The sequence below is a fragment of the Streptomyces sp. Xyl84 genome (assembly GCF_059731885.1).
In genome coordinates this window covers 334,161-360,870 of record NZ_AP029183.1, presented here as the reverse complement: position 1 = coordinate 360,870, position 26,710 = coordinate 334,161, and the positions used below count along the sequence as shown (strand labels likewise).

Sequence of the window (26,710 nt, the reverse complement as noted above, 5' to 3'; positions counted from 1 at the left end):
GGAGAAAGGAGCCACTCCCATGTTTTTTGTCGACACCCTGGAGTTCGAAGGGCTGGGCAACCGCAGTTACCTGGCCGGCGGTGCGAGGTCCGCGGTCGTGGTCGACCCGCCGCGGGACGTCGACCAGGTGATCGCCACCGCCGCCCGCCGGGGGGTGCGCATCGCCTACGTGGCGGAGACGCACCTGCACAACGACTACGTCAGCGGCGGGCTGCAACTGGCCCGTCTCACCGGAGCCCGCTACCTGGTCCCGGCCGGCGCTCATGTCTCCTTCCCCCGCACGGCCGTCTCGGACGGCGACACCTGCGAGGTGGACGAGCACCTGGTGCTGCGTGCGACAGCCACCCCGGGTCACACTCCGCACCACACCTCCTACGTGCTGGAGGAGGGGGGACACGCGGTGGCGGTCTTCACCGGCGGCTCGCTGCTGATCGGCACCGTGGGGCGCCCGGACCTGGTGGATCCGCGGCTGACCGAGCACCTGGCCCGCGCGCAGCACGCCTCCGTCCACCGGCTGGCGGCAACGCTCGACGACGAGGTGTCCGTCCTGCCCACGCACGGCTTCGGCAGCTTCTGCTCCTCGGCGCAGGCCGAGGGCGATGCGACCACGATCGGGGAAGAACGTACCCGCAACGACGCTCTCACTCTGGACGTGGACACCTTCGTGCAGCGGATCCTGGCCGGCTTGGAAGACGTGCCCGCGTACTACACGCACATGGGCCCGGCCAACGCCGCCGGCCCCGCGCCCGTCGACCTGACCCCGCCCGAGCCTGCCGACGCGGCACAGATCGCCGAACGGCTGGCAGCGGGTGAGTGGGTGGTGGACCTGCGCGGCCGGGTCGCCTTCGCCGACGGACATGTGGCCGGATCGTTCAACTTCGAGGGCACCGGCAAGCCGGCCACCTATCTGGCCTGGCTGATCCCGTGGGGCAAGCCGGTCACCCTGCTCGCCGACACCCCGGAACAGATTGCCGACGCGCAGCGGGAGCTGGCCCGGGTCGGCATCGACCGCCCGGCCGCCGCCGCCACCGGCGATCCGGCCACCTGGATCCGTGCGGGGGAACAACTCGCCTCCTTCCCCCGCGCCCGCTTCGCCGACCTCGCCGGTGCACAGGGGCGCGGCGAGGACGTGGTGATCCTGGACGTGCGCCGGGTTTCGGAACGCGCCAACGGCTTCATCAGGGGCTCCGTGCACATTCCGCTCCACGAGCTGCACGGCCGGGTCGGTGAGGTGCCGGCCGGCACGGTGTGGGTGCACTGCGCGGGAGGGATGCGGGCGGCGATCGCGGCTTCCCTGCTGGACGCGACCGGACGGAAGGTCGTCGCCGTCGACGACAGCTTCGAGGCCGCCGCCGGCACGGGCCTGACCGTGACCCGGCCCTGAAACCACCGGCTCTCAACCGCCGGTCTGGGCCCGGTCCTGAACCCCCGCTCTGAACTTCCGGTCCGGGCCACGGTCCCGAACGCCCGCTCTCAACTGCCGGTGGGGACCCCGTCCTGAACCACGTTTTGAACCGCCGGTCCGGGCCCCAGCTCGGAACCGCCGGTCCGGGCCCGGTCATGAACCCCGCTCTCAACTCCGTCCCTGAACCTCGCTCTCAACTCCGTCCCTCAACCCCGACTCTGAAATCCCTTGCTCCGCCTGGAAAGAAGCACGCGATGTTCCTCTCCCGTCACGGCCCTGGCCGCTCCGGTCCGGAACGGGCCCACCCTCACGTCCCTGACGGCGCTGCCGTGCTGCCGCACGTGCGCCGAGCCCCCGAGCGCCGGGCCGGGCACGTGCCCGCTGCCGTCCACCTGCCGCTGTCCCGGCCGCCGGCCGAGCTGACCGCGCTGATCGATTCCAGCGGTGCCGGCGCGCCAGACATACCCCGCGGCACGAGCGCCTGGACCGGTACGGGTGCGGGTGCGGGTGCCGGTGCCGGGCCGGCGGTGGCCGGCGGCAGCGGACACAGTGGGTGCACAGCGTGACCGCCCTGATCCTGGCCCTGGCCGCGGGAGCCGTAGTCGGCCTGACGCTCGGCGCCCTCGGCGGTGGCGGCAGCGTTCTGGCGGTGCCCGTGCTGGTCTACCTGCTCGGCTTCACCCCCGCCGCGGCCACCACCGCCGGCCTGGTCATCGTCACCGCCACGTCCCTGACCGCCCTGTACGCGCACGCCCGGGCCGGACAGGTGCGGTGGAGGGCCGGGGCGGCGTTCGCGGCCGCCGGGATTCTCCCCGCGGCTGCCGCCGGAGCCGCCGCCGTCCGCGTCCCCCAGTCCCTCCTCACCATCGCCTTCGCCGCGACGGCCGCCCTCTCCGCCGTTGCGATGCTGCGGCCCCCCGCCACCGCCACCGCCACCGCCACCGCCGCCACCGCCCGCCGGGCGAGCGGCGACGTACCGCCGGGCAGGGCAGCCGCGGCCGGTGCCGGCCTGGGCACGCTGACCGGCCTGCTCGGTGTGGGCGGCGGTTTTCTCGCCGTCCCCGCCCTGGTCGCCGTCCTGGCCTTCGAGATGGAGGCCGCGGTCGGCACGAGCCTGCTGGTCATCACGGTCAACTCGGTGGCTTCCCTGGCCACTCGCTGCGGCGCCGCCGCCTCGCTCGACTGGACGGTGATCGGCCCGTTCGCCGGAACGGCGGTCCTGGGCGCCTGGGACGGCAAGCGCATGGCCGAGAAGGTCACCGGACCCCGCATGCAGCGCATCTTCGCAGGGGTCCTGCTGGTCGTGGCCGCCTTCATGCTCGCCGACGCCGTGACGTGAGGGCGCCGGCCCGGGACGGCGGTGCCTGGCCGTGCGTCCGCCGCCGGTGACGGCGGTGCCTGCCCGTACGTCCGCCGCCGGTGACGGCGACGGGCGCCGGCACGGTCTGCCGTCCGTACAGGGGCAACTCACCGACAGGAAGCCTCTCTTGGACGCGGCCGCCGCGCGTGGCCGGCCCGGCGTCGGGGTGCCTTCCCGCGGCGGCGGGCCGGTCCGTGGCCCGGGTCAGTCGCCCAGGGAGGCGAGCCAGCCGGTCAGGAGACGGTTGACCTCCTCCGGGCGTTCCTGCTGGATCCAGTGGCCGCAGTCGTCCAGGATGTGCGACGAGACCAGACCGGGGAGTGTGGCGGGGTAGGCGTCGATCGCGTCGGCCATCCAGGTGGTGGAGGCATCCAGGCCGCCGCCGATGAACAGGGACGGCTGCTTGAGCGGCGCGCCGCTGTGCGGGCCGAGGTCTTCCCAGTCCCGGTCCATGTTGCGGTAGCGGTTGAGGGCGCCGGTCATGCCGGTGCGCTCGAACTCCCCGGCGTAGAAGTCGAGATCGTCCTCGGACAGCCAGGCGGGGAGCGGGCCGCTCGGGAAGCGGTCGCGCAGCCGTCCTGCGCCTCGGCTCACGAAGTGCGGGTCGGGCTCGGCCGGGGACGGCATGGTGTCGCCGGACAGCGCGGCGAAGAAGCCCGCGAGCCAGCCCCGGACGTCGGGTTCCATCTCCGCCTCGGCGCGGCCGGGCTCCTGGAAGTAGGAGACGTAGAACTCCTGCTCCGGGCCGCCGATGCCGGAGAAGACGTCGGTGGGGCGGGGGCCGCCGGGCGGGGCGTAGGGGACGCTCAGCAGTCCGACCGCCCGGAAGACCTCGGGGTGGAGCAGGGCCGAGGTGGCAGCGATGTTGGACCCCCAGTCGTGCCCGACGATCACGGCCTGCTCCTCGCCGAGGGCGCGTACCAGGGCGACGTTGTCCTCCACCAGGTCGAGCATGCGGTACGCGTGCGTCGCGGCGGGCTTGGAGGAGCGGCCATAGCCACGCACGTCGAGTGCGACCGCCCGGTACCCGGCCGCCGCGAGGGCCGGGAGCTGGTGGCGCCAGGAGTACCAGGACTCGGGGAAGCCGTGCACGAGCAGGACCAGCGGTCCGGTGCCCTGCTCGACCAGGTGCAGCCGTCCGGCGGGTGCCTCGACGGTGCGGTGGCGCCGGCGGGCGGGGGACGTGGGCTGGGACATGGTTGTTCTCCTCGGTTGCCGGGGGCGCGGGTGCCCACCGATCATGCGCTGCGGCGGGCGGCCGATGCGACAAGCGTTGCCGCCGTGGCAAAGTGGCAGGACACGGCCGTGGACGCGGCCCGCGGGGAGGCGGTGGGGCGGAGCATGACGGACGACGGTGTGGCCCGGACGCTGGCCGCGATGGCGTCGCGACTGAGGGCCGCACGCGAGCACCGCGGTGACACGCTTTCCGACGTGAGCCGTGCGACCGGCATCGCCCTGAGCACCTTGTCGCGGATGGAGACCGGCCGGCGCAGGCCGACCCTGGAGGTGCTGCTGCGGCTGGCGAGCGCGTACGGCCTCTCCCTCGACGAACTGGCAGGCACCGCGCCCGCCCCCGGGGCCGGAGCACGTGTGCGCACGCCGCGGAGCCGCGGTGACGACAAGAGGGTCCTGCCCCTGACCCGGTACGTCGGGGGCCTGCACGTCCACAAGCACGTGCTGCCGCCCGTGGACGGGCCACCACCGCGGCCGCGGCAGACCGTCCACGACGGCCACGAATGGCTGTGCGTGCTGTACGGGCGGCTGTGGCTGGCGCTGGGTGAGCAGGACCTCGTCCTCTCGGCGGGCGAGGTGGCCGAGTTCGACACCCGCACCGCCCACGGCATGGCGAACGCGGGTCCCGGTGGGCCGGTCGAATACCTGATCGTGTTCGGGCCGCAGGGCGAACGCCTGCGACCACGCACTTGAGGCTGGGCCCCGGGGCCTGGCGGGGACCGGCCTGGCCGGGTTTGTTCTGATCTCATCTGGTCCGGCCCGGCTTCCGGGACGGGGGCAGATGCCGGCAGATGCCGGTCCCATGCCGTCGAGCCCTCGAAGGGCACCCGGTGACAGGACCGGCTCGGGCGCCCCCGGAATCTCTCGTGCGGCCGCGGCGGGCCCTCGGCGCCCCCTCGCCCCCGCGACGGACGGGCGACCGCCGGGTCGTGCGACCGCTGGGCCGTAATGGCCATCGGGTCGTGCGACCGCCGGGCCGTAATGGCTATCGGGCCGTAACGGCCGTCGGGTCGTGCGGCCACCGGGCGGGAGTGTTGTCCGAGGGCCGCTCGCTTCACCGGGCCGCCCGCTTCACCGGGGCGCCGCGCCCGGCCCGGCCGCGGCCCGGTGTTCCAGCAGCTCGCGGGCCCGGTCGAGGGCCTGGCCGAACGGGTCGGGGAAGACACCCAGCCCGTGCGCGACCACCGCCCCCTCGTGCAGCAGCATCAGACCTTGGGCCAGCCGGTCCGCGCCCGCCTCGTCGATCTCCCGGGCGAGACGGGTGAACAGGCCCAGCATCCACTGCTTCTGCCCGGTGATGACCAGGTACGCCGGGTGGGCCGGATCCCCGATCTCCGCATGAGCGTTGATCATGCTGCACCCTCTGGAGCCGTGTTCCCCCGCCCAGGCGCGCGCGGCCCGGAAGACGGCCAGGATCCGGGCCGCCGGCGCCTGTTCCGCGGCCGCGTCCAGGTGGGTGCCGAGCAGTTCCCGCCAGCGTTCGTCGCGTCGGGCGAGGTACTCCACGACGAGCTGCTCCTTCGAGCCGAACCGGTCGTACAGCGTCTTCTTGGTCACCCCCGCCTCGGCGGCGATGAGGTCCACGCCCACGGGGTGGATGCCGTGCTCGTAGAACAGCCGCTCGGCGGCTTCCAGCACCCGTCGCGCGCCGGGCGTCATGCGGATGCGGTGCGGGACCACCTCGGACTCCATGACCCCGAGTATACCGGTCTGTATAGTGGGCACCCATGGTAGGTATACCGTTCTGTATAACTCCGAGTGTCCACGGGATGTGGTCGTGTGAACGCCCTGCTGTCCGTCGCCTTCGTCCTGTGCTGGAGCTCCGGCTTCATCGGAGCCAAGCTCGGCGCCGGGACATCGACCGTGACCACGCTCCTGATGTGGCGCTTCCTGCCGCTCGCGCTGGTCCTCGTCGCCGCCGCGCCCCTCTCCCGGGCGGTGTGGCGGGGCCTGGGGCCACGGGATGTCGGCCGGCAGATCGTCATCGGCGCGCTGTCGCAGAGCGGGTACCTGCTCAGCGTCTACCACGCCATCCAGCTCGGCGTCTCCACCGGAACCACCGCCCTGATCGACGGAGTCCAGCCGCTTGTCGCCGGCGCGCTGGCCGGACCGCTGCTGCGTCAGCACGTCTCCCGTCGGCAGTGGGCCGGGCTGTGGCTGGGGCTGGCCGGGGTCGCCACCGTCACCTCCGCCGACGCGGCGGCGTCGGGCTCCGACGTCGCCTGGTGGGTGTACCTCGTGCCCTTCCTCGGCATGCTGTCGTTGGTGGCGGCCACCCTCCTGGAAGGCCGCTCACGCGAACCGGTCGCACCCCGCGCGGCGTTGACGATCCATTGCGTGACCAGCGCCGTGCTCTTCTCCGGGCTGGCGCTCGGCAGGGGAGCGGCGGTCCCGCCCGCGTCCGTCTCGTTCTGGGCGGCGACCGCCTGGCTCGTCGTGCTGCCCACCTTCGGCGGGTACGGACTGTACTGGCTGATCCTGCGCCGCAGGGGCGTCACCGAGGTCAACACCCTCATGTTCCTCATGGCCCCGGTCACCGCCCTGTGGGGCGCGCTCATGTTCGGGGAGCCCTTCGGTGTGCGGACCGCCCTCGGACTGGCCGCCGGTCTCGCGGCCGTGGCCGTCGTCCGCGGCGGGGCGGGCGCCTCCCGCTCGGCCCGCCCGATCCGGCGCCGGCCCGGGCGACCGGCCGGTCGGGCCGCGGCCGGGGCCGGCGATGCGGGTGCGGCGAGGAACGGCAGGAGGGCGCCGGCCGGCTCGTCGGGAGCTTCCTCCGCCAGGTCGATGCGGCGCCAGTGAAGTGGTGACCGGACGTGGGTACGCCGTGCGGCACCACCGGTGCAGGGGCCGCCCGGCCGCCCGGTGGTCTCGGGTGCGCCGTGCGGCGCCACCCGCGCAGGGCCCGACCCGGACCCGGCCGGGTCAGTGGTCGAAGGCCAGGATCCTGGCGATGCCGTTGCGCTGGATCTCGGACGTGCCGGTGAGGATGCGGAACATGCGGATCTTGCGGAAGAGGTACTCGATCTCGTTGCCCTGGGTGAGCCCTTCCTTGCCGTGGATCTGCACGGCCTCGTCGAGGATGCGGAAGGCGGACTCGGCGACGAACAGCTTGCACATGAAGGCCTCCGCGGGCACCTCGCGGCCCGCGTCCAGGGCCGCCAGCGCGGCATACGTCATGGAACGGGCGGCGTAGAGCTCCGTGGCCATGTCGGCGACCTTGTGCTGGATGGCCTGGAGCATGAGGAGGGGCTGCCCGCCGGCCGCCTTGCGGGTCCGGGTCCGCTCGAGGGTCAGGGTGAGAGCGCGGCGGGTGGCGCCGAGGACGGTGGGGCAGTGCAGGAGCCGGTTGGTGGTGACCCGGCCGAGTGCGATGCGCATGCCCTCGCCCTCCTCGCCGAGGAGGTTGGCCGCCGGGACGTGGCAGTCGTCCAGGACGATGTCGCTCTCGATGTGTTCGCCCGACATGGGGGCCGCCCCGTCCTCGACGCGGCACCCCGGGCTGTCCAGGTCCACGAGGAACGCGGAGAACCGCGGTTTCTCGCCCTCCCGCTCTCCGGTGCCCGCCATGCGGGCGACGACGATCGCGAAGTCGGCGAACGGACCGGCCGAGGAGAAGACCTTGTGCCCGGTCAGCCGGTAGCCGTCGCCGCCGGCATCGCGTACGGCGACCGTACGCATGGAGCGGACGTCGGAGCCGGCGTCGGTCTCGGTGAGGGAGAAACAGCACGCCCGCTCGCCGCGGATCAGCGGCAGCAGGTACGTGTCCAACTGGTGCTCGGTGGCGTGCTTGAGGATGTCACCCGCGCGCAGGGGGCCGCCCATGTCACCGAGCACGCTGTGGCCGAGGACGCGTGAGCTGGCGCCGATCTCCTCCTTGAGAGCGGCGAGCTGGGTGTAGGTGAGGTTCTGGCCGCCGTACTCCTCGGGCAGGTGGATGCCGTAGAAGCCCAGTTCGCGGCTGCGCCGCCAGACCGGTTCGAGGTCGGCGCGGGTGAGGCGGCTGCCGGGGGTGAGGCCGCGCTCGCGTTCGTAACCGGCGAGCTCACCGTCGAGGTAGTCGCGCAGGCGGTCGACGAGTTCGGCGGTGCGCGGGTCGTCGTGGGCGGGGCGGAGGGAAAAGGTCACGGCGGAACTCCGAACAGGGTGGGGTCAGTTGACGCGGCGGGCGGCGTGCGCCCAGAAGGGTTCGCGTACGGTCTTGCGGTCGAGCTTGCCGTTGCGGTTGTGGGGCAGTTCGGGCACGAAGTCGACCGAGCGCGGCTTCTTGAAGCGGTCCAGCCGGCCGGCGCAGAAGGCGATCAGTTCCTCGGCCGTGACGGTCGTACCGGCATGGGTGACGACGACGGCCTTGACGGCCTCGCCCCACTGCTCGTCGGGCACGCCGACGACACATGCCTCCTGGACGGCGGGGTGTTCGTACAGGGCGGCCTCCACCTCGGTGCAGTAGATGTTGAAGCCACCCGAGATGATCATGTCCTTCTTGCGGTCGACCAGGAAGAGGTAGCCGTCCTCCCGCATCCACGCGAGGTCACCGGTGTGCACCCAGCCGTCGCGGAAGGTCTGCGCCGACAGCTCCGGCTCCCGCCAGTACTCCCTCACGCAGTCCGGCCCCCGCACGATCACCTCGCCGACCTCGCGCGGGCCCAGTTCCCGGCCCGACTCGTCGACGACACGTATCTCGGTGTCGTAGGACGCACGGCCGCACGACTGGAGCAGCTCCGGGTCCTCCCGCACGGCGCGCGCGATTTCCTCGCTGCTCAGGCCGGCGACCACGCTGGTGGTCTCGCCCAGCCCGTAGCCCTGGGCGACGACCGGGCCGAAGAACTCCACGGCGTCTCGCAGCCGCTGCGGTGAGACGGGCGCGCCGCCGATGCGCACGCTCGTCAGCGAGCGCAGGTCGTGGTCGGCGGCGCCGGGATGGGCGAGCACCATGTTCAGCATGGCCGGCACCAGGAAGGTAGCGGTGATGCGTTCCTTCTCGACCGTCTCCAGGAAGCCGCCCGGGCTCCAGCTCGGCAGCACGTAGGTGGTCGAGCCGCCGAACACCCCGGCGAGCAGGCCCATGCCGGTGGCGTGGGTGATGGGGCCGCAGGCGAGGTAGCGGGTGCCCGGGCGCGGGCGGGACTCGTCGGCCATCAGCTGCTTGCGCATGTTGGCGAGGCGGTTGCCGACCGTCTGCACCGCGGCCTTGAGTGCACCGGTGGATCCCGAAGTGAAGTTCAGGACGCAGGGGTCGTCGAGGCCGGCCTCGACGCGGACCGGTGTGCCGTCGCCCTCGGCCAGCAGGTCGCCGTAGGAAACCTCGCCGGGCTGAGCGCCGTCGAGGGGGACGGGCAGGCATCCGGTACCCGCCGCGGCGATGGCCGCGAGGGCGTCCTCGCGGTGCGCCGCGTCGTAGACGAGGGCGCGTACGGGGGCGTAGCGCAGGATGTGCTCGATCTCGCCGGTGCCGAGCCGGGCGTTGATCGGTGCGCGCGTCAAGCCGGCCTTGTACAGCGCGAATTCGACCTCCACCAGCTCTCCGCGGTTCCAGGCGAGGGAGGCCACCGCGTCGCCGGGACGCAGGCCCCGGCCGGCCAGGGCGGAGGCCAGACGGTCGGTCGCCCGGTCCAGGTCGGTGAAGGTCCAGACGCGGTCCCCGCAGACGAGGGCGGGGGCCTGGGGCCAGTAGCGGGCGCTGCGCGAGAGGTAGTTGCCGAGGTTCATGAGGGCCTACTCGATAGAGGGCGTCCATAGAAAATTTACATACCGCTCAGTTCCAGACAGCTTGTTCAGTAACGTCTCTCCTGTCAAGGGTCTTCTAGACTGGCCCCGCATGCGGCACCACGGCCGTGCGCGACGATCGACGAGGAGGGGTGCATGGCGGAGGACAGGCGGACCAGACGTTCACGCCGGGCTCTGGGGGACGCCCTGGTGGAGCTGGTGCTCGAACGGGGCTTCACGGCGCTGACCGTGGAGGACGTCACCGAGCGCGCGGACGTGGCCCGCGCGACCTTCTACGCGCACTTCCGTGACAAGGAGGACCTGTTCGCGCGCGTGACCGCTGACCTGCTCGCCGAACTGTCCGAGCGCCTGGCCCCCGCGGTCGCCGACAGTGCGGTCGGGTTCACCGGCAAGCCGGTCCTGGAGATGCTGCGGCACGCGAGAGAGCGGCGCGATCTGTACCGGATCGTGCTGCGCGGCGAAGGGGACGGCCGGCCCTTGCAGACGTTCGTCGACGCCTGCGCGCGGGCCACGGCCGAGGAGTTCCGCGCCCGCGCGGAACGCAACGCCGTGCAGCCGCGCATCGATCCCGAGCTGCTGGCCCGGGTGTGGGTCGGGGAGCAGATCGCGGTGCTGCGCTGGTGGGTCGAGCAGGACACCCCCGCACTGCCGGACGCCGAGGTCGTCCGCATGCTCCTCGACCTGGCCCTGCACGGGCGCTACTGGGCCAGCGGTTTCGAGTCGCCGGCCTGAGCCCCGCCCCCTCCCCGCCGCCCGGCTCAGCCGGCCCGCCGCAGCCGCCGTACGTCCCGCTCAGCCGGTCCCCCGCAGCCGCCGTACGTCCCGCTCGGGACGGATCGCGATCACGGCGATCAGCCCGCAGACCAGCATCACCGCGGCCGACAGCAGGAACGCGTGGGTGTAGCCGGTGCTCCGGGAGGGAGCGGAGTCCAGCAGGCGCCCGGTCAGGTACGGGGCCACCAGGCCGGGCAGGGTGCCGGTCGCGGCGACGACGCCGAAGACCGCTCCGCGCCGTGCGGACGGCACGACCGCGGCCGTCGTCATGTAGTGCAGCGGGAACGCGATGGCGTGCGCGCCGAAGGCCACCGCCAGCAGGGCCAGGAGCAGCGCCCGGGCGCCGGCGAAGGGGAGCGCCGCCATGGCTGCCGCGGCGACGGCGACGGCGATTCCCTGCGGCGCGCCGGTCGACCAGCGGATCGGCACGCCCCGCCGGTTGAGCGCGTCGACCAGCGGGGACACCGCCAGCAGCAGCACGAAACTGAACGCCGAGACGGCGCTGATGAGCGTGGCCGCCCCGCCCGGTGAGATGCCCAGTTCGGTGCGCAGGTAGGCGGGCAGCCACGCCTGGCTCAGCGACAGGGCCCAGGAGGCGCCGAAGGCTCCCGCGATGCTGCCCAGTACGGTGCCGTTCAGCAGCAGCCGGCGCAACGGCAGCCGGACCGCCGCTCCGGAGGCGGCCGCGGCGCCGTGCACGGGCTCGTGGCCGTACGGTCCGTCGTGCCCCGTGCGCCACCACAGCAGACCCCACACCACGCTGACCGCGGCGAGCGCGGCGAAGGCGGAACGCCAGCCGAACGCGGTGATCAGCCAGGTCACGACCGGCGCGGCGATCAGCGTGCCGAGCGCGGCGCCGCTGATCTGCAACGCCGACGGCAGACCCCGCCGGTCCTCGGGGAACCACGTGTAGAGCGCGTGCATGGACATGGGCGCGGCCGGCCCCTCGGCGAAGCCCAGCAGCACCCTCCCCGCCACCAGGGCGGGCACGGACGCCACGAGGAGCACGGGCAACTGGGCCACCGCCCACAGGGCTGCCAGCACGGTCAGGAGCACGCGGCTCGAAACGCGCGCGGAGACGATTCCGCCCAGCAGTCCCGAGAGGCTGAACAGCAGGGCGAAGGAGCTGGAGATCAGGCCGTAGGTGCTGTTGCTGATGTGCAGTTCGTCCATGATCGGTACGGCCGCGAGGCCCAGGACGGACTTGTCCGCGTAGTTGACCAGCATGAACGCCACGATCAGCGCGGTGATCAGCCAGGCGCGGCGACGGCCGGGCGGCGAGCCGGGCGGCGGCCCGGTGGCCTCCGGGCGGGAGGCGGGGCGGGACTGCGGCTGGACCATCGGGCACTCCTGGGGCTCAGGATATTGAAAATGGAGTATGTTCCCGTACAAGGTGTCTGGTACTGATCGCTTGACTCGGCAACCTAAGTGGCCGGACGTCGCCAGGTCAACGCCCCGGACGACAGCGCTCTCGCAGAACCCGAAGAGCAGCACTTCCCAAGACCCGCACCGACAGGAGTGACCCATGACCGAGACAGCCCCGTCGAGTCATCTGATGTGGAGCCGCGGCTACACGGACCCGGCCTGGATCCGCCGCTTCACCGCGCAGGGCCGTGAACTCTCACCCAGCCGACGCGTGTGGCGGGGCCGTGCTCCCGCCCGTCACCTGCCGCACCGTGAGACGGACCTGGACGCCCTCGACGTCGTCACCACCGACGCCGGCGCACTCAAGCTCGCCGACCTGTTCGCCGCGGCCCAGACGGACGCGTTCCTGGTGCTGCACCGCGGCGAGGTCGTCTACGAGCGCTACCTGCACGGCACCGACGCGCACACCCCCCACTTCAACGCCTCGGCGGCCAAGTCCTACCTCGGGCTCGTCGCGGCGACGCTCGCTCACCAGGGGCTCCTGGACCGCACGGCCCCGGCCTCCGCCTATGCCCCGGAACTCGCGGGGACCGCCTTCGGCGACGCCCGGGTCCAGGACCTGCTGCACATGGGCACCCGGGTCAGCTACGCGGGACGGCCCTTCGACAAAGCACTGGAGGCCCAGCGGTACCAAGCGGTGATCGCCCCGCAACTGCGGCCGTTCGGTTACAGCGGACCGGCCAGTATCCGCGAGCACCTGCTGACCGCCCGTGCCACCGGGGTCCCGGGAGAGGAGTTCCGCTACGAGAACGGCAACGTGGAGACGCTGGCCGAAGTCCTCCGGCGGGTCACGGGCCTCACCACGTCCGCCCTGCTCAGCGACCTCCTGTGGGCGAGGATCGGTGCGGAGGAGGACGCGTACTACATCCTGGACGGCGACGGTGTCGAAGCCGCCTGCGGAGGCTTCAGCGCGACAGCACGCGATGTGGCCCGGCTCGGTGAGATGCTGCGCTGCGACGGGGCGGTGGAGGGCCGGCAGGTGGTCCCGGCGGAAGTGGCCCGCACCATCACCAGCGGTGTGCCCGACGGCTACCCCCGCCGTGTCCGCTTCCCGGCCGCGCCCCCCGACTCACCGGCCACGCTCTCCTACCACGACCTGTGGTGGATCCTGAACGACCCCTACGGCTCCTACATGGCCAGCGGCATCCACGGCCAGCGGCTCTTCGTGTCGCCGGGCCTGGATCTCGTGGTCGTCCACTTCGGCTCGCAGGTCATGTCACCCGCGGTGCCGCCGGTCCCTCTGGTGCAGGCGTTCGTGCGGATCGGCGTCCTGCTGAACTCGTGAAAACGGGCGCCGAGAACGGCGGAGTCCGGTCCGTGTCGGGCAGCGGATTTCGTTGTCTCACGTCTTTCAGGCAACGAAATACGGAGATCCATGGCGGCATTGAAATGGAATCAGTACCATCCCTCTCTGTCCGGCCCGCCGCAGGACCAGCACCCGGCCCGCACCCAGAGAGAGAACAGCCATGAACTCCGCTACTCCAGAACGCCGGTTGCCGGTCAGCGAGCGCACCCGTCACCGCCGCCTGCGGCAACAGGGCAGCCTGGACCGTGACCAGCTCGACGCGATCCTCGCCGCCGGTTTCGTCTGCCACCTCGGCGTCACCGTCGACGGGACGCCGATGGTCGTACCGACGGTCTACGGTTCCGACGGCAGCACCCTGTACTTCCACGGCTCGGTCGCCGGCCGCAGTCTGCTCGCGTCACCCGAAGCCATGGTCTGCGTCACGGTCACCCATGTCGACGGACTCGTCCTCGCCCGCTCGGTGTTCGAGCACGGCGTCAACTACCGCAGCGCCATGGTCTACGGCATCCCCCGCCTGGTCACGGACGCGCAGGAGAAGCTCGCCGGCCTGCGCTGTCTGACCGAGCAGGCCGCGCCCGGGCAGTGGGACTACGCCCGCAGCCCGAGCCGCAGGGAACTCGCCGCGACCGCTCTGCTCGCCCTCTCCCTGAACGAGGCGTCCGTCAAGATCCGCACCGGCGCCCCGGACGACGGCGACAGCGAGGACGCCCGACTCGGCCTGTGGGCAGGCGTGCTGCCGTTGCACGCGACCTGGGGCGACCTGGAGCCGGACCCGGTGCTGCCCGAGGGCATCGAGGCCCCGGCCCATCTGACGCGGCGTGTCGGTTCCCCGGCGGACCGGGCCGGGGGGACCCCGGCGTCCGGCAGCCAGGTGCCTCCTGTGTGAACCGCACGCCCCGTACCTGCGTCTTCCCGCACGACCGTCACCACACGAACGACACGAACAGGGAAGACGTACTGTGACAGACAAGGGCGTCGAGCGCAGCGACGAGCGGCACGGGGCGGAGCCATGGTGGGCGGGTCTCGGGACCTGGGGAGCCGTCGCACTGATCGCCTTCGGTGGTCTCGCGGTCATCTGGGTCTCGTTGCGACTGCCCGGCACGCCCGAGGAGTTGGCGACCGGCTACTACGGGGCCGCCAAGGTCGTCGCGGTCGGGCTGGTGGTCGCGGGAGGCGCCTTGCTGGGGCGCCTTCGTACCCGCGCCGCGGCCACCGAGGAGACGACCGAGGGGGCGGGCCGGGCGCAGGCCTCGGAGTAGCGGACCCCGAGGAGAACCCGCGCGCGGAAGGCGATCCGCGAGCCTGGGCACGGCTCGTGACCCGGGCTCGGCCGGGCCGGGCCGGGCGAGGACGTGCGGGCGCCGGCCGGGCCGTCGGTGCGTACGGGCGAGGTGCGTTCGGCGCGCGCGGCCGGTCAGCGGGGTGTGGGCTCGCTCGGACCCTGGCCGCCGGTCCGCGCTACTGGGGTCGGCCAGCCGCAACCGAAGGCGGCCTCCACGAAGCACTGGTGGTAGGCCGCCTGCGCGCCCTGGTGCAGGGCGCGTTCGAGGGCTTCGGGCGCCGGTGAGGTGCGCCGGGACCACCCCCCGCGCAGCAGGGAGACGGCGAACCCGGCGAGGAAGGCGTCCCCGCAGCCCATCGTGTCGGACATGGCGGCGGGATCGGCGACCCGGGCGGGCGCGGCGGCCGTGGTCCGGCCGTCGTACGCGATCGCCCCGGCCAGGCCCCGGGTGGCCAGTGCCATCCCGGCCCCCCGCCGCACCGCCTCGGTGAGCAGCGCACGCGTGGCGGCCTCGTCCAGGTGCGAACACGACAGCAGGGCCAGGTCGACATGGGGGCAGACCCGGTCGAGGTAGGCGGGCGTGCGGTACTCGTCCTCGTCGGAGAAGTCGAAGCTGATCAGCGGGCCGGCCGTGGCGAGGCGGGGGAGCAGGGCCTCGGTACCGGAGTAGACACTGGAGTGCACGAGGGTGAAGGACGCGGCATAGGCGAGCAGGGCGGGGGTGAGGGGGAGGGCCCGGCGGACCTCGGGGCCGCCCGGGTCGTAGCCGAGGAAGACCCGGTCGCCGTCGCGCACGTGCAGGGTCGAGACCGAGGTCGCGCCCGGGCGTACGACGCTGTGGTCCACGGTGACGTCCTGCGCCGCGACGGCCGTGCGCAGGGCGGTGCCGAGGCCGTCGTCGCCGAACACCCCCAGATAGGCGGCGTCCAGACCGAGCCGGCGGGTGTAGACGGCGACGTTGACGCAGTTGCCGCCGGGGTAGTCGGTGCCGCGGTCCACGAAGCGGTCGACGGTGTTGTCGCCGAAGCCGAGGACGTTCATGAGCAACTCCCGGGGTGCGGGCACGGTGTGCGCAGGCACGGCGCCCGGCGTGGGCGCGCCGGTGCCGGGGCACCGGCGCGCGGGACGTGAGGGACGGGGATGACCGGTCGGAGGGCTCAGTAGTCCATGACGCGGTAGTAACGGCGCAGGTCGAGCGAGTGGTCGCGCACCCGCTCCAGGTGCTTGCTGACCCGGTCCATCACGGTGTCCAGCACCAGCGGCGCGAGCAGTCCGCGGAACTGCGGGCTGATGCCTTCCAGGGGGTAGTCACGGGTGTCGAAGACGGTGACGTCCTTGGAGACGCGCTTGGCGAAGGCCTCGGCCCGGTCGGTCAGGGCCCGGGTCTCGTCCTCGCCCTGGAAGACGATGACGCTCGTGTCCTCCTCCAGGAGTTCCAGCGAGCCGTGGAAGAACTCGGCGCTGTGCACCCGGGTGGTGCGCAGCCACTGCATCTCCTCGAGGATGCACATGGAGTACAGGTAGGTGAACCCCCACAGGTTTCCGCCGCCGATGAGGAAGTGGTAGTCGGTGTCCTTGTGGGCCTCGGCGAAGGCCGCCGCCACCGGCTCGGCCTGCCGGGCGACGTCCACCAGGATGCGGGGCAGGCCCGCGAGTTCGTCGGCGAGGCGTTCGTAGCCCTCGAACTCGCCCCGGCGCGACAGCAGCCGGCCCATGAACAGCAGCAACTGGACGTCGAACGGCCAGGCCTTGGGCTCGGAGATCAGCGCCGTGTCGACGTTCCGGGCGACGGGGGAGTCGGGGTAGCCGGTGAAACCGATGGTGTGGGCGCCCTTGGACTTGCAGTGGGCGATGGCGCGCAGACTGTCGTCGGTGGTGCCGGAGACGGAGGTGAAGACGGCGATGGTGCGGTCACCGAGCAGGGCGTCGCCGGAGGCGACGAGTTCGGCGGCGACGGCGGCCCGCACCGGCAGCGGCGAGGAACGCCGGGCGAGGTGCTCGTAGGGCCACATCTGCGCGTACGTGCCGCCCGCGCCCACGAGGAGGACGCTGTCGTAGCCGTCGTCGGCCAGCCGGTCGACGGTCTTCTCGATCTGGGGACGCAGCGCCAGGAGGCTCTCCGTCTGGGAGACGAACTCGGCTTCGTTGAACTTGAGCACGATGGTGACTTCCTCGAAGGTTGTTCCGTACCGGCCGGCGTGGGCCGCCGGACCGGTGTTCCGAAAGAGCGCGCGGACCGGGTTCGGGTCAGCTCGCGCGGCGCCGGGAGAACAGCACGTTCGCCCCGGCGATGATCAGGCCGCCGACGAAGATCAGCGTCCCCATGACGTTGACCTGCGGGGGCACGCCGGTACGGCTGGCGCTGTACACCCACAGCGGGAAGGTGACCGTACGGCCGGCGTTGAAGCTGGTGATGACGTAGTCGTCGACGGACAGGGCGAAGCACAGCAGGGCGCCGGAGGCCACGCCGGGCAGCAGCATCGGCAGGGTGACCAGCCGGAACGCCGTCCACGGTCCTGCCCCCAGGTCGCGGGCGGCCTCCTCCAGCGTCGGGTCGTGGCCGGCCATGCGCGCCCGAACGGTGATGGCGACGTAGGGGATGCAGAAGGCCACGTGGGCGATGACGACCGTCCAGTAGCCGCGGGGCACGCCCATCACGATGAACAGCGACAGCAGCGCGGCGCCGAGGGCGATCTCCGGGGCCGCGATGGCGGCGAACATCAGCAGGTCCACGGAGCCGCGGCCGCGGAAGCGGTGGCGGCCGAGCGCCAGCCCGACGGGGGTGCCCAGGAGGGTGGCGACCACGGCGACGACCACGGCGATGGTGAGGCTGTTGACCAGCGCGGAGGTCAGGTTGGGGATGGCGAACAGGTGCCGGTACCAGTGCAGGGTGAAGCCCTGCCAGGTGAAGTTCACCTTGCTGCCGGTGTCGTTGAAGCCGAAGAGGATCATCACGGCGATCGGCAGCAGCAGCCAGGCCAGCACCAGCACGGTGTACAGGGTCAGGGCGGGGCGGCGGCGCCGGCGCGCGGTGCGGGACGGGCGCGGCGTGGCGGCCGCCTCGGCCGCGGGGGCGACGGTGGTGGTGGTCATCGCGCGGCCGCCTCCAGGACCTCTTCGGTGCCCAGCGTCCGGGCGTAGGTGAACACGGCCAGCAGCAGCGCGCCCATGAGGACGAAGGACAGGGCGGCGGCGGCCGGGTAGTCGAGATTGGTGAAGTACTCGGTCTGGATGATGTTGCCGATCATCGTCGTGGAGGGGCCGCCGAGGATGCCGGCGTTGACGTAGTCGGCACAGGCGGGCACGAACGTGAGCAGGACGCCGGCGAAGACGCCGGGCAGCGACAGCGGCAGCACCACGCGCAGGAAGGTCTGCGTCCGGGAGGCGTAGAGGTCGGTGGAGGCCTCGATCACCTTGGGGTCCACCCGTTCCAGGGCGACGTACACGGGCAGCACCATGAACGGCAGGAAGTTGTAGGTCAGGCCGCCGACCACCGCGTAGGGCGTGGCCAGCAGGTGGAATCCGGCGGGAAGCAGACCGATGTCCTTCAGCGGGCCCAGCAGGACGCCGTGGTCGGCGAGCACCACGTTCCAGGACTGGGTGCGGATGACGAAGGAGACGAAGAAGGGCAGCAGGAGCAGGAAGAGGAACACCGACTTGTGCCGGCCGGCCCGGAAGGCGATCCAATAGGCCACCGGGTAGCCGACGGTGGCGCAGGCGACGGTGGCGACGGCGCCGTAGAGCAGGGACCGGACCAGTTGCACGTGGTAGGCGCGGACCACGTCGGCGTAGGTGCCGAAGTGGAACGTCTGGCGGAAGCCGTCGATGAAGTCGCCGGTCTGCAGCGACAACGACACCATCACGATCACCGGGGTGACGAAGAACGCGGCCAGCCACAGCCAGCCCGGCAGGATCATCAGATACGGGGCCAGCGCGCCCCCTGCGCGCCGCCGCCGGGTCAGGCCTGGTAGATCGGCTCGAACAGTGCGTTCCACTGCTTCTCCTCCTCTTCGTCGAGCACCCGCAGACGGCGCAGCCTGGACTGGTCGGCCTCGGTCGGGAAGACCAGGGGACTGGTGCTCAGGGCTTCGAGCACGGAGCGCCGCTTGCCGGTGGCGGCGGCCGCGTCGCGGGCGACGACCTGCCGTGCGGCGGGAACGGGGCAGACGAACTGGACGGTCTCGCTGATCCTCGCGGCGACCTCGGGCCGGTAGGCGTAGTCCATGTAGGCCAGCGCGTCGACGGGATGGGCGGCTGTCGAGGGGATGCAGAGGTTGTCGGTCCACAGGAGACCGCCCTCGTCGGGGATGACGAACTCCAGTCGTGAGCCGCTCTGGTTGGCCTGGAAGACGTCGCCCGAGTACACCAGCGAGGCCGCCAGGTCGCCGCGCTGGAGGGAGGACTGGTAGGTCGAGGTGGAGTAGGAGCGGACCATGCCGGCGTCGCGCTGCCGGCGCAGCCAGGCGGCCGCCTTGCGCCAGTCGGCAGGGGTGGAGGTCTCCGGGTTCACCCCGACGGCCAGCAGTGCGACGTTGCCCATCTGCACCGCGTCGTTCCACATGCCGACCCGGCCGTGCAGTTTCGGGTCGAGCAGGTCCTGCCAGCTGGTGATCCTCCGGCCGACCTGGGCCGGGTCGTAGCCGATGCCGGTCATGCCGGACTGCCAGGGCACGGTGTAGACGTTGCCGTGGTCGAAGGGGGAGTTCTTGAACGCGGCGCCGCCGTGGCGGGCGAAGTTCGGCAGGCGGCTGTGGTCGAGCGGGGCGAGGTAGCCGAGTTCGATGTACTTGGTGAGGTAGCTGTCGCCGCCGACGACCATCAGGTCGTAGCCGATGCCCTGGCCGGAGGCGAACTCGGGCTGGATCTTGCCGAACCAGGAGGCGCTGTCGTCGATCAGCTCGTCGTAGGTGACCTTGGTGCCGCTCTCGCGGGTGAAGGCGTCGAGGGTGGGGTGCCTGCTCTGGTCGGCCGGGTCGACGTCGATGTACTGGGTGTAGTTGACGAAGTCCAGCCTCCCGGACCGCTTCTTCCCGTTCCAGAAGCCGGTGACGGCGGCGGCGATCTCCGCCTCGCCGGTGGGGACGTGGACGCGGGCGCCGGGGACGCTGCACGCGGCGAGCGGGGCCAGCGCGGCCGTGCCGAGCGCGGCACGCAGCAGGCCGCGCCGGCTCAAGCCGCGGGGCGCCGGGACGCGCGGCGGGGGCGCGAGAGGTAGGGGTTGCTCGGGCATGGGGTCCGCCTGTCGTCAGCGCGAGGTGAGGGAAACCGGGGCCGCGGCCGTCGCCGCGGGCGTGGGGGCGGTGGTGAGCAGGTAGGAGTGGTCGGTGGCCCAGGAGAGCCAGACGGTGTCGCCGCGGGCCGGGGACACGCAGGCGGTCCCGTCGTTGGGCTGGAAGACCGTCATCTCGGCACCCGTGCCGGTGTCCACGGTGTAGCTGGTGGAGGTGCCGAGATAGACCACCTCCCGGACGGTGCCGCGCAGGCGGCTTGCGGTGCCGGCCGGCTTGGCGGTCAGCGTGATCTTCTCCGGTCGCACCGTGAGTTCGACGGTGTCCCCGGCCGTGTGGGGGCCGCGCAGCGGGACCGTGACGCGTTGGCCGTCGCCGAGGTCGAGCACCCCGGTCGCCGCTCCCACGGAGGCCAGGCGTCCGCGGATCAGGTTGGAGGTGCCGATGAAGCCGGCGACGAACGCGGTGGACGGCCGCTCGTAGACCTCCTGCGGCGGGCCGACCTGTTCGACCAGGCCGCGGTTCATCACCGCGATCCGGTCGGACATGGTCAGCGCCTCGGCCTGGTCGTGCGTGACGTAGACGAAGGTGATGCCGACCTCGCGCTGGATGCGCTTGAGTTCCAGCTGCATGCTCTGCCTCAGCTTGAGGTCGAGGGCGCCGAGGGGTTCGTCCAGGAGCAGCGCGCGGGGGCGGTTGACCAGGGCGCGGGCGAGGGCGACACGTTGCTGCTGGCCGCCGGAGAGCTGGCGGGGACGCCGGTCGGCCTTGTCGGCGAGTTCGACGGTGTGCAGGATCTTCTCGACCCGGTCGCGGATCTCGTCCTTGGGCACACGTTTGCGGCGCAGGCCGAACGCCACGTTGTCGGCGACGCTCAGGTGCGGGAAGAGGGCGTAGGACTGGAACACCATGTTGATGTCGCGCTTGTCGGCGGGCACGCCGACCATGTCGCGGCCGTGGAGGAGGATCTGACCGGAGGTGGGTTCCTCGAAGCCGGCGATCATCCGCAAGGTGGTGGTCTTGCCGCAGCCCGAGGGCCCGAGCAGCGAGAAGAACTCACCCTCACCGATGACCAGGTCGACGCCGCGGACGACCGCCGCGTCCCGGGCGCCGGCGCCGAAGTCCTTGACCACGTCGACGAGCGTGATGGCGGGGCCAGCGGCCGGTGGCGGCGAGAGGGTGTCGGTTGCCATCCGTGATACCTCCGGTGTTCGGGGCGCGGGCTCGTGACGGACACGGGCAGCCGTGCCGGGCCCGGCCTGAAAAAGCAGGCGGTGTCGGTACCGGTGAGGATTGATAACGTTACCAACGGGCCAGACCTTACACAGGGACGGCCGCAGCCCGTCAATGGTTGAATGGCAGCGAATTTCATCGGCCGGTTCCTCGGCGTCCGCCGACCCGTCACCTACGAAAGATCGCCCATGCCGCAGCCCCCACCACCGCCGCGCCGCGTCACCATCCCCGACGTCGCCCGGCACGCCGGCGTCGGACAGGCCACCGCCGCCCGAGTCCTGGGCGGATACGGCTCCTCCAGCGCGGCCACCAGGGAACGGGTCCTGGCCGCCGCCGCGGAACTGGGCTACAGCACCAACGCGGTGGCCCGGAGCATGATCAGCGGACGTACCCACACCCTGGGTGTGGTCGTCGCCGACGTGGAGAACGCCTACTTCGCCCGCGCCGTGCGCGGGGTCACCGACGTCGCGGCCAAGGCCGGCCTGCAGGTCGTCCTCGCCAACAGCGACGAGAAGGGCGACACGGAGCGGGCCGCGGTGCAGATGTTCATCGAGCGGCGCGTGGACGGCCTGGTCGTGGCGCCCGCCGCGACCGATCACGGGCACCTCGACAAGGCGGTCGCCGCGGGCATCCCCGTGGTCCTCCTGGACCGTGCGCTGAGCGGCGCCACGCTGGACACGGTCGTCGTCGACAACCGCGGTGCCGCCAAGGCCGCGGTGTCCAGGTTCACCGGCGCGGGACACACCCGCATCGCGGTGGTCACCTCGGCGTCCCCCGATCAGAACGCCAGCCGGCTCGCACCCGGTGCGGACATCTGGACCACCACCGAGCGGCTCACCGGCTACCGGCAGGCCCTGCGGGCCGCCGGCATCCCCCGCGGGGCGGAACTGGTCCGCCACACCGGGTACGACCGGGCCTGGGCGCGCTCGGCCGTGATGGAGCTGATGAGCGCGCACGACCGGCCCACCGCGCTGTTCACCACCGACAACGTGGCCACGCTCGGGACCCTCGATGCCCTGCTCGACCTCGACGCCCGCATCCCCGGCGACGTCTCCGTCATCGGCTTCGACGACGCCGACTGGGCCACGCTCGTCCGGCCGAGGCTGAGCGTGGTCAGCCAGCCGGTGCAGGAACTGGGCGGTCTGGCGGCCGACATCCTGGTGGGCCGCATCAACGGCTCCACGGCCCGCCCCCGCAGGCACACCCTGCGCGCCACCTACGTCCCCCGCGAGTCCACCGGCCCCGCGCCCGCCCGGGTACGGCGGCTGCGGGCGCCCGGCGGATGACACGCCGACGGGCCCGGTCCGCCGCGCCGCTGTGACGCCGGGCTGCTGCGGCGGGTGCCCACGGCGCCGGCCCCGGCGGCCCGAGGGCGCCTCTTCAGAGAGCTGCGGACAAAAGTGGGTGCCGGTCAGCGGGCGGTGTCCGGTGCGTGCGGTCGCAAGGCGCCGGGAGGTCCTTGTGGCGGAGCTGCCAGGGCCTTCCGGCAACGTGGCGAGGGCGCGTGCCGGGCGCCGTCCGCCGGGGCCCACTTTTGTCCGCAGCTCTCACGCACGCGGTACCGCCGTGCCGGAGCCGCTCCCGAGGACAGATCGAGCCGGGCGCAGGAAGATGGGACTGGGCCGCGTGTGCTGACCGCGGGATCGTGTTCGTCGCCTTCCCGGTCAGCTTCTTGCGCGCGGGCGTGAAGCCGGGGCGCGGCCGTCGCATCAGCCCCCCGCGGTTCCCACAGGCGGTCGGGGCGTCAGTCGGCTGTGCCCTGCTCGATCGGATCGCCACCCTGAGCCCAGCTGGAGGCAACCATGGGCGCAGTCCTCGGTGACGTGCTGGGTTTCGCGGCCGGCGTCGCGGTCAGCCCGCTCCCCATCATCGCCGTCATCCTCATCCTGGCCACGCCTCGGGGACGTCTGAACGGCATCCTCTTCACCGTGGGCTGGATCCTCGGACTCGCGGTACTGGGCGCGGTGATGCTGGCGATCGCCTCCCCCGCGGGTGCCTCCGCCCACAAGCACCCGGCCACCTGGGTGGGAGCGCTCAAGCTCGCTCTGGGTCTGTTCCTCGTCGTCTTCGGCGCCCGGCAGTGGCGCCGGCGTCCGAAGGACCCCGCGCAAGCGAAACTGCCGAAGTGGATGGGCGCCATCGACCGCCTCACACCGGTCAAGGTTTTCGGACTGGGCACGGCCCTGGCCGCGCTCAACGCCAAGAACGCCCCGCTGACCATCGCCGCGGGCGCCGCGATCGGCTCGGCCGGGCTGGCGGTCGGGCAGCAGATCGCATCCCTGGCGATCTTCGTCGTGATCGCCACGCTCGGCCTGCTGGTTCCGCTCGGCGTCTTCCTCCTCGGGGGAGAGCGGGCCAGGACGACGCTCGGAAACTGGAAGGACTGGGCAGCTCAGCACAATGTCGCCGTGATGGCCGTCCTCTTCTTCGTCCTCGGACTGAAGCTGCTCGGAGACGGCATCTCGATCCTCACCTCCTGACAGAGTCACGACGCGTCGCGGGGCGCTCCGATGACACACGTGAGCCGCCGCGGCATGTGCTCCCGATGACCGGCGCCAGCCGTCACCGCCCGCTCGCCCAGCCGAGCAGAGCATCCCCCGGACCTGCGGATCCGGGCGGGCAGGGCCTCAGTGCACGAGGCCGTTCAGGATGAGGGCGAGGCCCGCCTCGAACGCCGACTCGTTGTCAACGTGACGAAGATGAACCGTGAGACCGTGGTCGCCGAGGCGCTCGGCCTGCTCGACGAGGTCGGGCTGGACGCCGTCAGTACGCGGCGGCTGGCGCAGCGGCTGGGTGTGGAGCGGCCGTCGCTCTACTGGCACTTCCGGACCAGGAAGGACCTCCTGGCCGCCATGGCGCAGGCAGCCATGGCGCCCCTCGCGGCCGAACCGCTGCCGGCGCCCGGCGACGACTGGCGCCAGTGGTTCCTGGAGAACACGCGCAGCTTCAGGCGATCGATCACCGGCATGCCGGCCGGTGGCTCCGCGGCGTCCCCGGCACCGGTGTCCGCCTGCTCCTCCAGGACGCTGCCGACCGTGAAGCGGCTGGCGGCCAGCATGGCCATCTGCGCGTCCCGCTCGGGCACGCCGGAGGCGACGAGGAACTCCATCTTGCGGCGGATCCGGTCGAGGTCGTCGCCGGGGGTGCTGCCGGCGTGCAGCCGGGCGCCGTCCCGGTGCCTCAGCAGGGTGCGCCCTGGCCTTCTGGCTCACGCGGGGCGGCCACCGGGTGACCGTCGTCGAACGCTTCCCCGCGCTGCGGGCCACCGGCGCTCAGGTCGACCTGCGGGGCCAGGGCATCGAGGCCGTCCGGCGGATGGGACTCCTCGACGCCGTCCGCGCCGCGCGCGTGGACGAGGCGGGCGTCGCCTTCGTCGACGCCTCCGGCAGGGCCAGGGCGACGATCATGGCCAACACCTCGGGGCGGGGACGGCAGACCCTCACGTCCGAGTACGAGATCATGCGCGGCGACCTGGTGCGGCTCCTGCACGACGCGACGAGCGACGCCACCGAGTACGTCTTCGGCAAGAGCGTGGACGGCTTCGAGCAGGACGCGCACAAGGTCGTCGCGCACTTCTCCGACGGGACCAGCGGCGAGTTCGACCTCCTGATCGGCGCGGACGGGCAAGGATCGCGCATCCGGCGAGCGCTGCTCCCGCGGGGGTCCGACCCCTACCGGCGCCTCGGCATCCACATGGCCTACTCGTTCGTCCCGCGCATCGCGTCCGACAGCAACGTCCGGGACACCTACATGGTCCCGGGCGGGCGCCAGATCATGCGCCGCAGCCACAACGCGGCCGAGACCCAGGCGTACTTCGTCCTGCGGGAGGAGTCCGCGGAGGCCTCGGCGATCCACCGCGCGCCCGTCGAGCGCCGGCGGGAGTTCTGGGCCGACAGGTTCCGCGACGCCGGGTGGCAGACCGAGCGCTTCATCGAAGGCATGGGACAGAGCCCGTTCTTCTACTCCCAGGAGGTCGTCCAGGTCCGCACCGGCACCTGGTCGAAGGGTCGCGTGGTCCTGGCCGGCGACGCCGCCCACTGCGCCTCCCCCTACAGCGGCATGGGCGTCTCCGGCGGTCTGGTCGGCGCACACGTCCTGGCCGGCGAGATCAACCGGCACCCGGACGACCTGCCTGCCGCCCTGGCGAACTACGACACCGTGCTGAGGCCCTTCGTCGACGAGATCCAGGACCACGTCAGCCCGCGCCTCCTGCGCCTGGCCCTGCCGATGACCCGGCGCGCGATCGACGCCTTCCAGGCCGCCGCCGCGCTCGCCTGCCGCCTGCGCGTCCCCGACCTCCTCGCGCGCTTCTCGAGGCAGGACCGGGGCGGCAGCTGGCAGCTCCCCCGGGACCCGGCACCGGGCAGCGCCGGGTGAGTGCCGGGTCGGCCGCGGAACACAACGGCATGCTGCGGCGCCGCCCTGCGTCCGACCGGCGCCGCAGCGGTCGGGCGATGCCAAGGTGCGCGTCCCGGCGTGACTGGTCCCCCTCGATGCAAGGAATTTCAGAAAATTTCTGCCGGACTCTTCTGCACTTCGGCGGGAAGATGCCCCGGTATCTGACGGGCGTGCACCGAGAAGACCGCCGGTCGGTATGCCACTTGCCCGCCCTGACATGAAAAGTTTTGCGTCATCTTGCGCAACGACTGAACGCGCCCGCGGGGGCGGGGGCGCGGCCTGGAGGTGACCGGGGGACGGCGTCGGAGAGTCCTTGCCGAGAGCCTGCGGGCCCGGCCCTACCGGTTGGCGAGGCGATCCGTCCCCGACTCCCGCTTTCGTTCAGGTCTTTGAGGAAGTCCTCGGCGGAATGGGCGTTGTGCGGCCGAATCACATCCCTTCTCGAACGCGTGCAGCACTTTCTGTGACTTCCTGACTCCAACTTGTGTTGGGATGTGCGCGGACGGCGGGCAGTGACCCGTCTCCGCCCGCGGCGGCGTCCGCCGCCTCCTCCTTCGTCGGAAGGGATGTCATGCTCTCGATACGTACTCGGGTTCCGGCCGCCTGGCGGTCGGTGCTCATGCTCGGCGTGCTCCTCGCCGGACTTCTCGCCGGTACGGCCCCCCACGCCCGGGCAGCCACGACGGAGAACGTCTCCGTCACTTTCAGCGTGCAGGCCGTCATGGAGGGCGAGACCCTCCTGCTCTCCGGCAGCGCTCCTGAGCTGGGCGCCTGGGACCCCGCCAAGGCAGTCCCCCTCGGCACCACCCCCAGCGCCTACCCGCACTGGTCGACCAGCGTCCAGCTGCCCGCCGGCGCCACGGTGCAGTACAAGTACCTCAAGCGTTCCCCCGCCGGCACCGTGACCTGGGAAAGCATCCCCAACCGCACCCGGACCGCCGCCCCGGACGTGCCGGGCAACGACGACCGCTGGAACGTCAGTCCGGTGCCCACCGTCTTCCACGCCACCGCCACCACCACCTGGGGCCAGAGTCTCTACGTCTGCGGCAACGTGCCCGACCTCGGCGCCTGGGACCCGGCCCGGGCCCTCCCCCTGACCACCGACTCCGCTGCCTACCCGCTGTGGTCCGGCACCCACCAGCTGCCGCCCGGCACCGCCGTGCAGTACAAGTACCTGAAGAAGAACCCCGACGGCTCCATCACCTGGGAGAACGGTGACAACCGCACCGTCGTCACCCCGTCCGCCGGCACTCTGACGCTCGACGACACCTGGCGCTGACACGGCGGCACCGGGCCGAGGGGTATGGGACAGATACCCCTCGGACCCGGCACCTCAGTATCC

24 protein-coding genes and 1 pseudogene are annotated in these 26,710 nt (G+C 72.2%); 13 read left to right on the top strand and 12 right to left on the bottom strand.

Features of this window, described 5'->3' with window-relative positions; translation table 11 throughout:
- Positions 1-19 precede the first annotated feature (19 nt).
- Both AC6I72_RS33335 and AC6I72_RS33330 read left to right on the top strand, forming a co-directional pair.
- Complete coding sequence (locus AC6I72_RS33335; RefSeq protein WP_498005184.1) at positions 20-1,384, top strand: rhodanese-like domain-containing protein; 1,365 nt, start codon at positions 20-22, stop codon at positions 1,382-1,384.
- A gap of 583 nt (positions 1,385-1,967) precedes the next feature.
- Positions 1,968-2,744 carry a sulfite exporter TauE/SafE family protein gene (locus AC6I72_RS33330; RefSeq protein ID WP_498005183.1) on the top strand — a complete coding sequence of 259 codons (777 nt, stop codon included), beginning with the start codon at positions 1,968-1,970 and terminating at the stop codon, positions 2,742-2,744.
- Between the two features lie 225 nt (positions 2,745-2,969).
- On the opposite strand, the gene AC6I72_RS33325 is transcribed toward AC6I72_RS33330, so the two are convergent.
- Complete coding sequence (locus AC6I72_RS33325; RefSeq protein ID WP_498005182.1) at positions 2,970-3,962, bottom strand: alpha/beta fold hydrolase; 993 nt, start codon at positions 3,960-3,962, stop codon at positions 2,970-2,972.
- A gap of 144 nt (positions 3,963-4,106) precedes the next feature.
- Between AC6I72_RS33325 and AC6I72_RS33320 the strand changes: the two genes are divergently transcribed.
- Positions 4,107-4,691: a helix-turn-helix domain-containing protein gene (locus AC6I72_RS33320; protein WP_498006429.1), complete on the top strand. Its 585-nt coding sequence runs from the start codon at positions 4,107-4,109 to the stop codon at positions 4,689-4,691.
- A 378-nt stretch (positions 4,692-5,069) separates the two neighbouring features.
- Here the strand turns inward: AC6I72_RS33320 and AC6I72_RS33315 are convergent, their stop codons facing one another.
- Entirely contained in the window at positions 5,070-5,690 is a 621-nt protein-coding gene (locus AC6I72_RS33315) for a TetR/AcrR family transcriptional regulator (RefSeq protein ID WP_498005181.1), read from the bottom strand.
- Between the two features lie 87 nt (positions 5,691-5,777).
- Between AC6I72_RS33315 and AC6I72_RS33310 the strand changes: the two genes are divergently transcribed.
- Positions 5,778-6,797, top strand: coding sequence for a DMT family transporter (locus AC6I72_RS33310; protein ID WP_498005180.1), 1,020 nt, complete (start codon positions 5,778-5,780; stop codon positions 6,795-6,797).
- 123 nt (positions 6,798-6,920) lie between these two features.
- On the opposite strand, the gene AC6I72_RS33305 is transcribed toward AC6I72_RS33310, so the two are convergent.
- Both AC6I72_RS33305 and AC6I72_RS33300 read right to left on the bottom strand, forming a co-directional pair.
- Positions 6,921-8,123 (bottom strand): acyl-CoA dehydrogenase family protein, encoded by a 1,203-nt coding sequence (locus AC6I72_RS33305; protein WP_498005179.1) that lies wholly within the window; start codon positions 8,121-8,123, stop codon positions 6,921-6,923.
- A 24-nt stretch (positions 8,124-8,147) separates the two neighbouring features.
- Entirely contained in the window at positions 8,148-9,704 is a 1,557-nt protein-coding gene (locus AC6I72_RS33300; RefSeq protein WP_498005178.1) for a class I adenylate-forming enzyme family protein, read from the bottom strand.
- Between the two features lie 153 nt (positions 9,705-9,857).
- On the opposite strand from AC6I72_RS33300, the gene AC6I72_RS33295 reads away from it, so the two are divergent.
- Positions 9,858-10,454, top strand: a complete 597-nt coding sequence (locus AC6I72_RS33295; RefSeq protein WP_498005177.1) for a TetR/AcrR family transcriptional regulator — start codon at positions 9,858-9,860, stop codon at positions 10,452-10,454.
- 60 nt (positions 10,455-10,514) lie between these two features.
- Here AC6I72_RS33295 and AC6I72_RS33290 read toward each other — a convergent pair whose 3' ends face one another.
- Positions 10,515-11,837: an MFS transporter gene (locus AC6I72_RS33290; RefSeq protein WP_498005176.1), complete on the bottom strand. Its 1,323-nt coding sequence runs from the start codon at positions 11,835-11,837 to the stop codon at positions 10,515-10,517.
- A 184-nt stretch (positions 11,838-12,021) separates the two neighbouring features.
- Here AC6I72_RS33290 and AC6I72_RS33285 point away from each other — a divergent pair, with 184 nt between their 5' ends.
- The 3 genes from AC6I72_RS33285 to AC6I72_RS33275 all read left to right on the top strand — a co-directional run bounded on the left by AC6I72_RS33285 (position 12,022) and on the right by AC6I72_RS33275 (position 14,486).
- Positions 12,022-13,206 carry a serine hydrolase domain-containing protein gene (locus tag AC6I72_RS33285; RefSeq protein ID WP_498005175.1) on the top strand — a complete coding sequence of 395 codons (1,185 nt, stop codon included), beginning with the start codon at positions 12,022-12,024 and terminating at the stop codon, positions 13,204-13,206.
- A gap of 181 nt (positions 13,207-13,387) precedes the next feature.
- Entirely contained in the window at positions 13,388-14,113 is a 726-nt protein-coding gene (locus AC6I72_RS33280) for a pyridoxamine 5'-phosphate oxidase family protein (protein ID WP_498005174.1), read from the top strand.
- 73 nt (positions 14,114-14,186) lie between these two features.
- Positions 14,187-14,486: a hypothetical protein gene (locus tag AC6I72_RS33275; RefSeq protein ID WP_498005173.1), complete on the top strand. Its 300-nt coding sequence runs from the start codon at positions 14,187-14,189 to the stop codon at positions 14,484-14,486.
- Positions 14,487-14,641: 155 nt separating this feature from the next.
- Here the strand turns inward: AC6I72_RS33275 and AC6I72_RS33270 are convergent, their stop codons facing one another.
- From AC6I72_RS33270 to AC6I72_RS33245, 6 genes are all read right to left on the bottom strand, one after another.
- The gene (locus AC6I72_RS33270; protein ID WP_498005172.1) at positions 14,642-15,589 is read right to left on the bottom strand and encodes a PfkB family carbohydrate kinase; all 948 of its coding nucleotides are present in this window, start codon (positions 15,587-15,589) and stop codon (positions 14,642-14,644) included.
- A 77-nt stretch (positions 15,590-15,666) separates the two neighbouring features.
- Positions 15,667-16,668 carry an SIS domain-containing protein gene (locus tag AC6I72_RS33265; protein WP_498005171.1) on the bottom strand — a complete coding sequence of 334 codons (1,002 nt, stop codon included), beginning with the start codon at positions 16,666-16,668 and terminating at the stop codon, positions 15,667-15,669.
- An 88-nt stretch (positions 16,669-16,756) separates the two neighbouring features.
- Positions 16,757-17,602: an ABC transporter permease gene (locus AC6I72_RS33260; RefSeq protein WP_498005170.1), complete on the bottom strand. Its 846-nt coding sequence runs from the start codon at positions 17,600-17,602 to the stop codon at positions 16,757-16,759.
- A complete protein-coding gene (locus AC6I72_RS33255) occupies positions 17,599-18,426 on the bottom strand; it encodes an ABC transporter permease (RefSeq protein ID WP_498006427.1) in 828 nt (275 codons plus the stop codon). The genes AC6I72_RS33260 and AC6I72_RS33255 overlap by 4 nt, the downstream gene beginning before the upstream one ends.
- A 41-nt stretch (positions 18,427-18,467) precedes the next feature.
- Entirely contained in the window at positions 18,468-19,739 is a 1,272-nt protein-coding gene (locus AC6I72_RS33250; RefSeq protein WP_498005169.1) for a polyamine ABC transporter substrate-binding protein, read from the bottom strand.
- Between the two features lie 15 nt (positions 19,740-19,754).
- A complete protein-coding gene (locus tag AC6I72_RS33245; RefSeq protein ID WP_498005168.1) occupies positions 19,755-20,930 on the bottom strand; it encodes an ABC transporter ATP-binding protein in 1,176 nt (391 codons plus the stop codon).
- 162 nt (positions 20,931-21,092) lie between these two features.
- On the opposite strand from AC6I72_RS33245, the gene AC6I72_RS33240 reads away from it, so the two are divergent.
- The 3 genes and pseudogenes from AC6I72_RS33240 to AC6I72_RS33230 form a co-directional block, all read left to right on the top strand.
- A complete protein-coding gene (locus tag AC6I72_RS33240; RefSeq protein WP_498005167.1) occupies positions 21,093-22,256 on the top strand; it encodes a LacI family DNA-binding transcriptional regulator in 1,164 nt (387 codons plus the stop codon).
- Between the two features lie 516 nt (positions 22,257-22,772).
- A complete protein-coding gene (locus AC6I72_RS33235; RefSeq protein WP_498005166.1) occupies positions 22,773-23,450 on the top strand; it encodes a GAP family protein in 678 nt (225 codons plus the stop codon).
- 219 nt (positions 23,451-23,669) lie between these two features.
- Positions 23,670-23,765 (top strand): annotated as a pseudogene (locus AC6I72_RS33230) (TetR/AcrR family transcriptional regulator C-terminal domain-containing protein); the annotation flags it as partial.
- Positions 23,766-23,782: 17 nt separating this feature from the next.
- Here the strand turns inward: AC6I72_RS33230 and AC6I72_RS33225 are convergent.
- Entirely contained in the window at positions 23,783-24,130 is a 348-nt protein-coding gene (locus AC6I72_RS33225) for a TetR family transcriptional regulator (RefSeq protein WP_498006425.1), read from the bottom strand.
- A gap of 68 nt (positions 24,131-24,198) precedes the next feature.
- On the opposite strand from AC6I72_RS33225, the gene AC6I72_RS33220 reads away from it, so the two are divergent.
- Both AC6I72_RS33220 and AC6I72_RS33215 read left to right on the top strand, forming a co-directional pair.
- Positions 24,199-25,347 carry an FAD-dependent monooxygenase gene (locus tag AC6I72_RS33220; RefSeq protein ID WP_498005165.1) on the top strand — a complete coding sequence of 383 codons (1,149 nt, stop codon included), beginning with the start codon at positions 24,199-24,201 and terminating at the stop codon, positions 25,345-25,347.
- A gap of 592 nt (positions 25,348-25,939) precedes the next feature.
- A complete protein-coding gene (locus AC6I72_RS33215) occupies positions 25,940-26,647 on the top strand; it encodes a CBM20 domain-containing protein (protein ID WP_498005164.1) in 708 nt (235 codons plus the stop codon).
- The last annotated feature ends 63 nt before the right edge of the window (positions 26,648-26,710 follow it).